Here is a 12,980-nt window from a genome sequence, read left to right on the forward strand (position 1 = left end):
GGTCGCAGGGTCCGGCCAAAGGGGTGATCGATCCTGACAGATTCGCCCCAAAGGGCTCAGGTCAATGCAGGAGTGATCTCGACAGTTATTCCAACCCGGCAGGTGAGGCATATTTCGCGGGATCAATCACGAACTGCCGATGCGATTCGGCATCACTGAACAGATACAATTTGCCCTTGTACCAGGCCGCATGATCGAGCGATCCTTCCACCACATCTTTGGCATTCGCCAGAACAACCACGTCAGCACCGTAAGCAGCGGGTGCATAGCGAGTGGGTTCCTGTTCAAACCGGGCTTTGGCTTCGGCCGATGAGAATTGGAATTTCTGCCCGCGATAGGTGGCTGCAAATTGTGGCTGAATATCCTTCAATTCGCGTTGATCGCGTAATGCGACTGGGCAGAACCCTTTCAATCCCGAAACTCCTTCACGAGCGAAAATCTGCTTCATGCGTGGATCGTTCTGTGCATCCGCTGGAAGCTGAGCCGGTGCCACGGCTGCATGGACAGGAGCAGCCGGAGTTGTGGGAACTGCCGGTGTTGCTGGAACTACCGGAGCGGCTGTGGCCAAAGTTCCAGGTAATACTTCTTTTGTCTGTGGCGTGGCTGGTGGCGATGCCGGAGCGGGAATTGCTGCGGGTGGCACGGCCTCAGCCGCTGGCGGAATCGCCAGAGCAGGGACTTCTGCAGGAACCATTAAAGCCGGTGCCAGAGAAGGAGACTGGGCAGGTGCCTGGGCAGGAACCGCTGGCTGCGCATCTTTGGCCGTATCCAGAGGCAAATCCAAAGCTCGTCCAGCAGGTGGAACGACAGGTGACACTGGAATTGCAGGTTGGCCAATTGGAGTTGCTGTATCCGTTGGATTTGCTGAAGTTTTGGCAGCTTCGCTCGCCTTTCGAGCTTCATCTGCGAGTTCGGCAGCCTCTTCGGCCAGATCTTCCAGCTCCCAATCCTCCAGAGCTGGCTCTCCCGGCTTTTTAGGAATCACATTCTTTAAGGCCTCCTTAGCAGTCGTTGTGGAGGGAGCCAATGCAGGTGCTTTCTCGATGGCTGCGGCAGGCAAGCTTGGTGGCGGTAAAGCGACTCCCGCGAAGGGATCTGCCACTTCATCTGCCATTGGTGCCGCTGCAGGAGTTGCGACCTGTGATGCCACCGGTGCAGGACTTGCGAGAGTTTTTTCCACTGGCAACACAGGTGTGTTCGACACAGGCGCGTTCGACAGGGTGGTGCTCTGCGTTGGCACAGCCTGTACAGGAGCAGCTGCGAGAGTTGTCGAATTTACTGGCGCGGCAGAATTGGTTCCTTGAGCAACAGCCGCCGTCTGTGGTGCTGGTTCAGCCCGACGCAAGCCGCGATCCGCCATGGCTTCGGAGACTTCGGTAAACGGATCTGGGAAATCGTCCAGTCCTGCAGCCACTGCCGGTTGAGCGACTGGTGTTGCTTGAGAAGTTGCCTCGACGGCAGGTGCGACGGGTTTGACGACAGGAATTGCGGCCTGGTTCACAGGAATCCTGGTCTCTGTCACCACAGGCTGCTGCACCGCTTGTGCTGCGCTGGGAGTGGCTGGAATCCGTCCAGGATTTTGCACAGTCGGTTCAACAGGGGCTGGTAATGTGCCGAGTGGGACAGGCATTGAAAACACTGGTTCAGCAGCGACTGGCGCATTCTGCACTGGTGGCGTTTGCATTGGCGGAGTTTGCACCACGACCTGAGGCACTGGCTGTGTAGGAACTGCGGGAATCGCAGGCACAACAGGGATCTTTGCCACAGTAGCCTGTGGCGTGGTGATGACTGGTGCCTGGACAGTCACTGGAACTTGAGTTGTGGCTGGTGGCTGAACAGCTGGCACCTGAACAGGGGCCGCGACTGATGCTTGGCGAGGTGCTGGCGATGGAGGAATCGCATACGAATCCACGGGTGCCATCACCGGTGGCGCAACAGTCTGCGATAACCCTTGCGGAACCGCCAGAATGCTGGAAGCAGCGACAGGAGCGGGCACTGGAGCAGGGACAGGATTCACCCGGGCAGCCTGTGGTGGAGCTTGCGCCGGAACCTGCCCCAGAGTTTGACTTTGAGGAGCAGGTAATGGGCGTTGCAATGTCACCACAGGACGAGTTGTGGGAGCCAAAGGTGCTGCTTGAATCTGGGGGGGAGCCATCACGGCAGGCAGTCGGCTCGGTGCTGCAGAGGGGAGCGGGACTTCATCACTCGTCATCAACTCGGCAGGTGGTACTGACGGAGCCTGATAAGCAGAATAAGAAGGTGTGACTCCCGGAGGTACAGGAGGTTGTGAGCTGGCAGGCGTGGTTTCTTTTCGACCGGGTGTCAGTCGTTTAAAGAATCGCGAAACAGCATTCCCTGATGGAGCAGGGGCAGGCTGAGCCGTTGCCGCTGCCTTAGGTGCCACAGCAGGAGTCCCAGAGGGCGGCAGATTTGCTGGAGCCGCTCCTGGAGCATACCAGTTTGTCGCAGGTGCCGCTGGAGCGGGTTGAGATCCAGCAGGGGCAGCGACGGAACTTCCCGGCGTTTGTCCAGGCCGCTGATAATTCGGGCTGGTTTGCTGGGTAGCTGATTCGAGAGTCATGGCCGGCATTTCCCGACCACTTTCCCGATAGAGTTTTTCTAACTCTTCCTGAATCGAGTTGTTTCCCACTGGAATGATTTTGGCCGCTTGCGAGGGCTGCTGAATCGTCGCCGTCTGCTGCTTTGAGTTGACGTCATCCGATTTGGTCAAAGGCGTTGTTCGAGCCGGCGAACTTTTCTGCCCTTGAGGCAAGAACCCAGGCCTGATGATCTGTGCATCGGCAGGAGTTGCCGCAGCCAGCATGCCCCCGGCTGCGCATGTCAATAACCAACGATAGTCATTCATCCCTGACGACTTTTTCATTGCAGAAGCACTCCTCGCGACAGACCAGGCAGATTGACCATTTTGGCGTCGTGCAGGTGCTCAACACCTGGCACCCGAGCTGTCAATTCAGTTCCATTCGGCAATCGTCCACACATCTGGCCCTGGACAATGCTGCTCACTGTTCTGGATCGTCATTCCGAGTAAACCGAATTTCACGGTTCTGCGGGCGTCACGAGCGATTCAGGTGGCACTTTGGCTAAAGTCGTTATACGACGAACAATCCTTACTCTTTGCCTGATCGTTAAAATTTGACAGTGTCCAGGCTTTATTTGCAGAATTTGCCACACAGCAGACGGCAATTCCTGTCCAGTGAGGATCGATCAGAAGGACTCATGAATGGGCACCGGAGACGCCTGAGACAGATTGGGACGGAATGTTGAATGTTTCGCGAAGCTGAACAAGTGATACTGGCAATTCCACTGCAGGAACTGGAAATTACAAGGGAACCGAGTTGCCGATCACGGGGCCGATTTCAATGCGATGAGACAACTGATGCCGAGCTGGAATCGTTCACAGAATCCTCCCGATGTCCTTCCTCCATCGATCATCATGGGGTTAGTCATCGCCTGCGCACTCCCTTTGGTGACCAATCTCTTCGGTATTCGCTGGGGCATCAATCCGGTTGACGCAGGGCCGGCCCTTCAGCAGGTTCGTGGCGAGATCATTGTCACACTGCTCTCATGGACAGCTGCTTGTACCGGTGTTGTGACAGCCGTCAGCGCGTTTTCCATGTTTCGTCTCCGGGGAGATGTCACCACACCCATTCTTGGGACAGCACTGTTGTTCTGCGGTTTGATGGATGCTGCCAACGCACTGGCGATCAATGGAATCCTGGTCTCGGCTTCAGATCCCTCACGATTTGCTGACTTTACTGATGCCATGACGCGCCTGACCTATGCCTTGATCATTACTTTAGGGACTGCTCCATTCGCCCTGGGGTTCATCACACCCGAATGGAGTGGATCCAGGAATAACCGCAACGCAGGTTTTCTGATTTGTGCCGCGATCGTGTTCGGACTCGGTGCATTCTCGATTGTCGAACTCTGTGCCTGGATTCCGGAGTTGCCCAAAACAGTGTTCCCTGCATCTTCGATCCCCAGGCCTCTCGATGCGTTCACATTGATCATTTACCTCATCACTGGAATATTTTTTCTACCACGTTTTTACAAGCAGTATCCCAGCCTGTTCTCACATGGTCTGCTGCTGAGCGTGATCCCCCATATTCTACTGCAAATGTATATGGCCTTTGGATCTCGCCGGTTCGACGACAATGCGGCAGTCATCGCTCATTATCTGAAGATCGTCGGCTATCTCGTCCCATTTATTGGTCTGCTCTGCGATTACTCTCGTGTCTCGCAGGTCGAAGCCAAAATGTTGAGTACCGAAGCCCAACTTCAATTGGCTCGCCAATTGCAGCAGGCACTTCTTCCCAGAGAAGCACCAGTCATCAAGAACTATCAGGTGGCAGGTTTTTCAATCCCAGCAGAAGCTGTGGGAGGAGATTACTTCGACTATCTGGTTTATAACGATGGATCGATTGGCCTGGTGATTGCCGATGTCAGTGGTCACGACCTGGGTGCTTCGATCCTCATGTCTCAGACGCGTGCATTTCTACGTGCTGATCTGAGTGTGGGTCACGATCCAGCGATCATTGCCGAACGTCTCAATCGATTTCTCTGCGATGGAGATATTCTCGGCCACAGGTTTGTCAGTCTGTTTTTTGCTCGACTGATTCCCGAAGAACACGAATTGCGTTACATCGCTGCAGGTCAACCGGGCGTTGTTCTATTCCCCGATGGTGGAACTCAAGCCCTGTCACCCACTGGCCCCGTGCTGGGGTTTGATCCTCATTGTCAGTTCGTTCAAGAACAAACGAAATTGCCGCCCGGCAGTCTGCTGCTCCTTTACACGGATGGCATCACTGAAACGACAGATACCTCGGGACTTGCTCTGGGGACACAGCCTCTGTACGAGTTACTGCATGCCGGGCAAGGCCAGTCGGCTGAACACCTCACGAGTGTGATCAAAACGGCTGTCCTGAGGCATGCCGGCGAACGCGGCCCGGTGGATGACCTGACCTGTCTTTTGCTGAAGCGATCTCCGCAGGAAGCGAGTATACCGCTGAATATCGGAGCATCTCTCGCGCATGCCACGAAAGGCTAACGCTCGATTGTCATAGAGAGTTACGATTCAAGACAACGGATACACAGGCTCCGCCAATCTGGCGTGAAATCAGGTGTGATCAACTGGCAGCACGAGTCTGATCACCGTTGAGCTTGTTGTATAACGTCTTAAGAGCTATGCCCAACTCGGCAGCCACCTTGACTTTGTCACCTTTGTGCTTCTCCAGAACCTGATAGATGACTTCCATTTCAATCTCCCGCAAGGTCTTGGGAGAACCGCTGGAAAACGCAGCTTCTACTGCCTTATTGCCAGTCAGAACGGCAGATCGCTGACGGGTGATCGCGCCGGGAAGATGCTCGGGAAGGATCACTCCACCGTCAGCCAGAATCACCGCATGCTCCAATGCATTGGCGAGTTCACGAATGTTTCCACTCCAGTCGTGTGATTGCAATGCTTCGATCGTCTCTGGTGCCAGAATCTCGGGTGGCACGTCACGCCGTTTGAGATGTCTGGCAATCAGATTGCGAGACACATCTGGAAGATCTTCTTTCCGTTCGCGCAGCGGAGGGAGCCGAATCTCGAACGTATTCACACGAAAGAACAAATCTTCCCGAAAAGCTCCTTCGCGAACCATCGATTCGAGGTCACGATTTGTTGCACAGACGATGCGAACATCCACATGAAAAGCTTCGTTCTCACCCACACGACGAACTTCACCAGACTCTAAAAATCTCAGCAGCTTGACCTGCATCGACTTATCGAGTTCTCCCAGTTCATCCAGGAAGAGCGTCCCTCCGTTCGCCACCTCGATGAGTCCTTTCCGAGGTGTATCCGCCCCGGTGAAGGCACCTTTCCGGTGGCCGAACAGTTCGCTCTCCACCAGGTTATCCGGGAGCGCTCCACAATTCACAGCCACAAACGGCATCTGAGCACGATGGCTTAACTCATGCACCCGACGAGCCACCAGTTCCTTGCCAGTCCCGGTCTCACCCAGAATTAACACAGCCGAATCTGTCGGAGCAATCTTTTCGATCATCCGTTTGACACGCTGCATCGATGGCGTTTTGCCAATGATATCTGGTGCTCCTTCGACCGCCTTCAATCGCGTTTCCAGAGCAATCGCTTTATTGGTGAGAGTCCGTTTTTCAGCAACTCTTTTTAATGCAGCAGAAATCTCAAACAGCTTGCAGGGCTTGGGCAGAAAATCGTAAGCCCCCTTGCGAACAGCCTGAATGGCCGCCTCAAGATCACCATGACCCGTACTGATAATCACTTCAGTTTCCGGAGAAACTTTTTTGATGTGATCAATCACATCCCAGCCACTGATCCCTGGCATCCGCAGATCCACAATCGCAGCATCGAAGGTATGATTCTCCAGCACCTTGAGTGCGGATTCACCATCTTCGCAAAATGTGACATCGTGCCCCATGCGTGGCAATTCGATCTTCATCACACTGCGGATAGCCGCCTCATCATCCACGAACAGCACACGCAGTTTGTTTGATGTCATCGTACCCAACGGGCTTTCTCCTTGCCCTTCCAGAGGCATCATGCCTCAGGGCCTGATCAGGCTGATTTGGCAAATTGTTACATCGGCTTGTTAACAGAAGACACAAATCCCGGCAATGCCGCCTTCATCGATTACTGGGGCTTTTCATCATGCCGCCATCGACTGGACAGCTCTTTTGGGAAGATGAACACGGAAGGTACTTCCACAGCCAGGACCATCACTGTGAGCCTCAATTCGCCCGCCATGATCAACGACAATCCGGTGGCTGATCGACAGCCCCAGACCAGTCCCACGCCCTGATTTTCTTTCTGTAAAAAAGGGCTCAAACAGATTCTCCAGGACGCGGGCCGACATGCCGCAACCGGTATCTTTAAAAGCCAGACAAACCTCATCAGAAAGCTCTTTGATTTCCACACTGAGCTTCCCACCAGATGCGCCCATCGATTCCAGGGCATTTGCCACAAGATTCAGAACCACCTGCTTGATTTCCGCACCATTAACTTCAGCGAAGACCGATTCCACAGGACGGCAATCAATCGTATGTCCCGAGAAACGCCCCATGTGACCCACCATCTGCACGACGTCCTGAACGATCTTCGTCAGATCCTGCCGACCGCGAGGAGCGTCCTGCCCGCGTGCAAAAGTCAATAATCTTGAAGTGATTTCTTCGCATCGACCCGCCTCGGACTGAATCATCTCCAGATACTGCCTCGCGACTTCTGCATCTTCCGCAGAGATCAACAATGGTTCGCCATTGGAACCCGCTACTCGAGATGCCAGCGATTCGGAAGCCATCGAGATGGCCGAAAGCGGATTATTGATTTCATGAGCCACTCCAGCCGCCAGAAAACCGACACCCGCCAGACGCTCCGAGCGAACCAGTTGTCTCGATCGCTCATTCACCTGTTTGTCGAGGTCAGCTTTAATCTCACAAAATCGCTCGGTCATGGCATTGAATGCCTGTGCCAGATCGACAATCTCATCCTGCCCGTCGAGTTTGACTCGCACGCTGAAATCACCGCGAGCAACTTTCATCGCCTTTCGGTGCAGTTCTTTTATGGGCAGGAAGATCCAGCGAATCATCAGGTGCATCACCATGAAAATTGCGACGACGGCACACAGGGCAACGACCAGCAAAATCCAGAAGAAGACCTGATAAGTCGATTGCGAATCCTGCCAGAGCTTCTGCAACCCCTCAATCGGATTGGGAAGACTGACTGCACTCTTCTGCAAAGAAGCCAGCGACCCAGTAATTTCCTGCTGGGCGACAAAAGCAATCTGCTGACTCTCAAGAGCTGGCAGCTTATCTTTCATGCGGGCAATATCCGCATCCATTTTCTGGAGAATGGCAAAGGCAACTGCACTTTGCTCGCGGTTCTCGGGAGAATTCGGCAGCTTCGCCTGCTGCAAGCGGTAGTCAGCCATGGCCGATTCCAGATCGGCCAAATGCCTCGAAAGCGTGAATGCGTCTCGCCTCAGAGTGGGGTCCATCAATCTCGAAGTTGCCGCGAGGACTTCGTAGCGACGAGGACTCGACCTCAGATTTTTTTCGATCTCATGAACCATACTTCCATAAGACCACAGGCCCAGAAATCCGGCTCCAAACAAAGCGGTGAGCAGCCCTCCCGAGATGAAGAGCACAATACACAGTTTGCGACGAATGGAACGCGTTAAAAACACCCGGCCTCCTTGCCGTAAACCTGCCATTCCATCAAGCCCGGGATTCAACTGCCCTGACTCTCTCGCAGCAACCAGCTTCTGTGCCAATCACTGATGAGCTTTCATGGATTTGAAAAGATTACAAGGTGATGACCAACTCCAGCAAGACCGATTTCCGGAAGAAATCATCTCGCCTGTCGAATTCTTACGACCCGCGATTGTTACACAGTCAACCGCCGGTAAGGATCCGTTTGCTGAATCACAAGGACGAGAACCAATCAGCCGCTGCTCATCAGTGATCACTCGGTAGTATCACCCAAGATCAACTGCCTGAAGTGTCATTCGGTTTGCGTACCGGCCCCCAGCGAGACTCACGTTTCAGCCGCCGCCGCTGTGCCTGAACGCCACTCATCAGCATGCCGATCACTTTCGTCAGATCCCGAAATGCCCGACTGAGACGTTTCTCCATCGTGGCGAGGGTGAATTTCTGCATGAGATCATCATGTTCAGCCCAATCAATGGACCACTCTTCTTCCCGGGCCGCCTTCTGCAATTCAGCATGCAACCTGGCCAGCCGATCGATGAGTTCCGGTGTCGCGCGAGCCGATGCTGTTCGATAAGGCCGCCAGAGCACAGTCGCCATCGAATCGGCCTCAACCCCCGCTTTATCAGTTGGGCTCACATGGTTTTTACGAAAGATCCAACCAACAGCAAGGAGAAAGACAGATAATCCAATCAACGCTAAACCTGCGGCACGCCAATCAGGCCCATTGATCACCAGACTCATTCCAAAACCACATGAGACCACCATGGCAATGACCCATGCCAGACGGGCGAATGAGCGTCCATCAATCTCGCGAGACTCACTCTCAGGAATTCCATCGAGAGAGACCCCTTCAGGCATGGCTCCCAGGCGAACTGCGATCACCGTAATGTTATCGATACCACCTCTCAAATTGGCGAGATTGACAAGAAATCGACAGGCATCCGCAGGAGCCAGTTCCCGCACAGCCACGCCAATCTCCTGGTCACTTACCAGGTTCGTCAAACCATCAGAGCACAGGACATACACATCACCAGAAAGTGCAGGGAAGGGCCCTTCCATATCGACATTGACTGTGGGTTCGACACCCAAAGATCGGGTAATAATGTTTTTCGGAACGATTGAACTTGCATCTTTGGGATGCACGCGACGCTGCTGAATCATTTCCCAGACAAGACTGTGATCTGCCGTCAGTTGATCAATCTGACTGCCTCTTACCCGATATGCCCGGCTATCCCCCACATGACCAATCAGCACACCAGTACTTCCCAGTGTGAGCGCCGTACAGGTGGTTCCCATTCTTTCAAATTCGCGATTCTGCGTGCCACGCTCATTGATCACTCGATTGCCATCAACGATGGCATTGAGGAGGGCTGTTTTCACATCCTGTTCAAGAGATTTCTGGAAAGCATGCGGAATCGTATCCACCGCCAGCTTACTGGCTAACTCTCCGACAGCATGACCACCCATACCATCACAAACGACAAACAAATGGCCGCGACGAACCCAGTCTTCGCGGTCTTTACAAATGTGAACCGCAAAGGAATCCTGATTATTCTGACGCCTGAATCCAATATCACTCAGACTGGCGAACTGAACGGACTGCTCAAAGAGCATGCCCTGCTTCCTGAAATTAAAAAATGATCTCCACCTGCTGGATTTAACGAACGCCAGCTCGTTTAGACTATTATTTGTAACAGCAAGAATCACCGCAGGTAAAGCTGTGAGTTCGTCAATTTCCTGGAGTTTCAGGTTGTAAGCATTGTACCGACAATTTCCAGAGGCCCATCAGTGCGTCACCGGCATGATGCGAGCGACGTGGCAGCGCCATGACACAACCTTCAAGTTCACAACCAATCAGGCAGAAAATGCCGTTACATAAACCTGAAATCGCATCGGTCGGGTGACTTTCACTTGATGGGACAGGCGAACTTCTGATATGACCAAACTCCGCTTGTCTCTCCCTGGGCTTCTCCCCGCCTCTCCTCTCCTGGCCTCGATCTTCTCGTAACTCCCCTGTGCTGAATGATCTTCAAACTGTTGTGCTGGACAGGATTCATGTCTTCTCCAAATCAAAAGGGTGCTTTCCATCGCGGAACAAACTCCGCTCCAGCACTGATGTCGATCACTCTGATCGCAGCAATTTTCTATTCCAGCACCTCCTGGGCTCAGCACCCGTCCGGGCCGGTTCATACTGTTTCGCCTCTCACCCACCAATCAACAGAGACATTCGTAACCGAATCCAGCGCCACCGCCTGGCCTGTCATTTTGCTTATGCCGGAAGCCATCGAAGTTCAGCCCGAAGCTGTCGATTCCGGAAACACCTGGGCTGTGCCTGAATCTTCCTCAAGCGAGATTCCTGGCATGATCACTGCCGCGCCCCACGTGATTCCTGCAGCTCAATGGCAGGGCGAACCTCAAAATCAGATCCTGCAGGGCGATAACGTCATGCTTCCGGGAGAGCCACCATCCCCGTTTGAAACTGATATTGGACAGGCCAACCTCAATGAACCACTGCTTCCTCAAGCCGGCAAACCATGGATTATCCCCATTTCGACTCAAGCCGCGATTTCGATTCTGCCTGGTGATGGTGACGAACTGGGCATGACGAACCTCGAGTTCAGGCAAACATTTCTCTTCCCTCGATCCAACGGCTGGATGGTGACACCGGCTTTCAGCACAAATTTCCTTAACGGCCCGACAACGACCGATCTCCCGCCAACTCTTTACAGCGGCTCGATTGATTTCATGTGGGCTAAAGAACTCTCGCCGAAATGGAAAATGAATCTGGCTGTTGCTCCGGGCATTTACACAGATGCTCAGAATACCAGCAGTAATGCTTACCGCATCACCGGCCGAGCGATCTTCCTGTGGCAAATGAATGCCACCTGGCAATTGGCCTTTGGTGCCGTCTATCTCGATCGGGATGATATCGTGGCTCTGCCAGCCGTGGGGGCTGTTTATACCCCCAGTGAATCATTTCGAATCGAAGCCATTTTTCCCAGACCACGAGCCGCCTGGCGACTTTCGCAAGTTGGTGATGAAGAGCGGTGGTTCTATCTTGCTGGTGAACTGGGTGGCGGTACATGGGCCGTCGAACGTGCATCAGGTGCCGATGACACTCTGACTTACAACGCTCTCTATCTACTGGCGGGCTATGAAATCAAACGTAAAGGCCGGCTGGCTCCTCGCTTTGAAGCCGGTTATGTCTTCAATCGCCGAGTCGAATACGAGTCCAATGTCGGGAATTTTAATCCCAGTTCAGCAGCGATGATCCGCGTGGGTCTCGGATTCTAACTTAACCATCACGAGAAGAGTTCCAGCACGGGGGTACCACCATCTGTAATAGGAACAGGACGCTCACCTGCATACAGTTCTTCCCGAGGATTCACGCCACATACTGCGTACATGGTGGCATGCAGGTCGGGTACGGAAACTGGTCTAGTGACGATGTTCATCGCCAGATCATCAGTCTCACCAATCGCCACGCCGGTCTTGATCCCGCCACCTGCACAAGCGACCGAAAAGCATTTGCCATGATGCCCGCGCCCGCCGCCACCATCGAATTTGGCAGGTCGTCCAAACTCTGTTGAAACCACAATCAACGTTTTATCGAGAAGTTTGTTTCGCTCCAGGTCGAGCACGAGGGCTGCGAGCGCCTGATCGAGTTCCTGAATCAGTCGATGCTGCTGGACGATCCCATCATTATGGACATCCCAGCCAGTACCGTTGAGAAAGTTCAAGTTATGCGAGACTTCGACAAACCGCACCCCTGACTGCAGTAAGCGGCGGGTCAGCAGGCAGCGCTGCCCAAACTCGCCACCATATTCATTACGAAGGTCGGCAGATTCGGATTTCAAATCAAAGATCCGCATGAACTGCGGGCCAGCCAGCCGCTGAGCTTCATCAATCATCGACTCGTAATTTTTCAGTAAAGCCTGTTTTTCTTCAGTGGTATTGAGCTGGCGAACTTTCTTCAGCAATTCGTTACGACGTGCTTGCCGCTCCTGGCGAATCACCGAAGCTGGCTGAAAGCCCTGGGGGCCACTTTCGGTATCTGTCAGATAGACATAGTTCCCTTTGCTGCCCAGAAATCCCGGGCCTCTCGTCGTGCTGGGATACCCAATGAGAACATACGCAGGCACACCATCACCTGCCGCACCACGCTGATGAGCAATGACAGAACCGACCGAAGGGTAAATCACCGTTTCACTGACAGGGCGGCCTGTATGCATACGATTCGTCGCTGCCGCATGCTCGTCAATCACATCGTGATGCACGGTTCGAAATAATGTGAATCGATCCATGATCGGTGCACAGCGCGAGAGGTGTTCGCAGACTTCCACCCCTGGGATAGCCGTCTGAATCTTGCCATAATACGAACCCGCTTTATTCGCTTTGGGATCGCCTTTCACTTTGGGATCCCAGGTATCGATCTGACCGGCTCCACCACCGAGCCAGATCATGACACAATGCTCGGCTTTCCCCATCGGAAAGCTGACTTTTGCATGCTCCTCAGCCAATAGAGAAGACGCAGATCCAACCCCTTGTATTCCTGCTGACAATCCAAAGGGTAACCCTGCCGATAAAGCTGCTGCCCCACCCAGTGCAGTGTACTGGTTGAAATCACGACGATTCAAAAATGGATTCATAGCGTTCTTCCATCAGCCCTGGGCCAAATCAACTATCGAATGGACAGGTGTGTTCGCACTTATAATCGATACTGTATCCATGCTGTT

At 53.6% G+C, this 12,980-nt stretch carries 7 protein-coding genes; 2 read left to right on the plus strand and 5 right to left on the minus strand.

Going from position 1 to position 12,980, the window contains the following annotated elements; genetic code table 11:
• Nucleotides 1–85: 85 nt before the first annotated feature.
• The gene (locus tag PLIM_RS10740) at nucleotides 86–2,884 is read right to left on the minus strand and encodes a hypothetical protein (RefSeq protein ID WP_013110340.1); all 2,799 of its coding nucleotides are present in this window, start codon (nucleotides 2,882–2,884) and stop codon (nucleotides 86–88) included.
• Between the two features lie 513 nt (nucleotides 2,885–3,397).
• Here PLIM_RS10740 and PLIM_RS22810 point away from each other — a divergent pair.
• Nucleotides 3,398–5,068, plus strand: coding sequence for a PP2C family protein-serine/threonine phosphatase (locus PLIM_RS22810; protein WP_013110341.1), 1,671 nt, complete (start codon nucleotides 3,398–3,400; stop codon nucleotides 5,066–5,068).
• A gap of 79 nt (nucleotides 5,069–5,147) precedes the next feature.
• On the opposite strand, the gene PLIM_RS10750 is transcribed toward PLIM_RS22810, so the two are convergent.
• The 3 genes from PLIM_RS10750 to PLIM_RS22815 form a co-directional block, all read right to left on the minus strand.
• Complete coding sequence (locus tag PLIM_RS10750; RefSeq protein ID WP_041403503.1) at nucleotides 5,148–6,539, minus strand: sigma-54-dependent transcriptional regulator; 1,392 nt, start codon at nucleotides 6,537–6,539, stop codon at nucleotides 5,148–5,150.
• 147 nt (nucleotides 6,540–6,686) lie between these two features.
• The gene (locus tag PLIM_RS10755) at nucleotides 6,687–8,219 is read right to left on the minus strand and encodes a sensor histidine kinase (protein ID WP_013110343.1); all 1,533 of its coding nucleotides are present in this window, start codon (nucleotides 8,217–8,219) and stop codon (nucleotides 6,687–6,689) included.
• A gap of 301 nt (nucleotides 8,220–8,520) precedes the next feature.
• The gene (locus tag PLIM_RS22815) at nucleotides 8,521–9,858 is read right to left on the minus strand and encodes a protein phosphatase 2C domain-containing protein (protein ID WP_013110345.1); all 1,338 of its coding nucleotides are present in this window, start codon (nucleotides 9,856–9,858) and stop codon (nucleotides 8,521–8,523) included.
• A 441-nt stretch (nucleotides 9,859–10,299) separates the two neighbouring features.
• Between PLIM_RS22815 and PLIM_RS22820 the strand changes: the two genes are divergently transcribed.
• Entirely contained in the window at nucleotides 10,300–11,538 is a 1,239-nt protein-coding gene (locus tag PLIM_RS22820) for a DUF6268 family outer membrane beta-barrel protein (RefSeq protein ID WP_013110346.1), read from the plus strand.
• A gap of 8 nt (nucleotides 11,539–11,546) precedes the next feature.
• Here PLIM_RS22820 and PLIM_RS10775 read toward each other — a convergent pair whose 3' ends face one another.
• Entirely contained in the window at nucleotides 11,547–12,893 is a 1,347-nt protein-coding gene (locus PLIM_RS10775; RefSeq protein WP_013110347.1) for a DUF1501 domain-containing protein, read from the minus strand.
• Between the last annotated feature and the right edge of the window lie 87 nt (nucleotides 12,894–12,980).

The sequence above is a fragment of the Planctopirus limnophila DSM 3776 genome, assembly GCF_000092105.1.
GTDB lineage: Bacteria > Planctomycetota > Planctomycetia > Planctomycetales > Planctomycetaceae > Planctopirus > Planctopirus limnophila.

What these genes read in the sequence shown, in the direction of transcription:
- PLIM_RS10740 (WP_013110340.1), bottom strand. Translation starts at nt 2,884, where the DNA reads ATGAAAAAGTCGTCAGGGATGAATGACTATCGTTGGTTATTGACATGC.
- PLIM_RS22810 (WP_013110341.1), top strand. Translation starts at nt 3,398, where the DNA reads ATGCCGAGCTGGAATCGTTCACAGAATCCTCCCGATGTCCTTCCTCCA.
- PLIM_RS10750 (WP_041403503.1), bottom strand. Translation starts at nt 6,539, where the DNA reads ATGACATCAAACAAACTGCGTGTGCTGTTCGTGGATGATGAGGCGGCT.
- PLIM_RS22815 (WP_013110345.1), bottom strand. Translation starts at nt 9,858, where the DNA reads ATGCTCTTTGAGCAGTCCGTTCAGTTCGCCAGTCTGAGTGATATTGGA.
- PLIM_RS22820 (WP_013110346.1), top strand. Translation starts at nt 10,300, where the DNA reads ATGTCTTCTCCAAATCAAAAGGGTGCTTTCCATCGCGGAACAAACTCC.
- PLIM_RS10775 (WP_013110347.1), bottom strand. Translation starts at nt 12,893, where the DNA reads ATGAATCCATTTTTGAATCGTCGTGATTTCAACCAGTACACTGCACTG.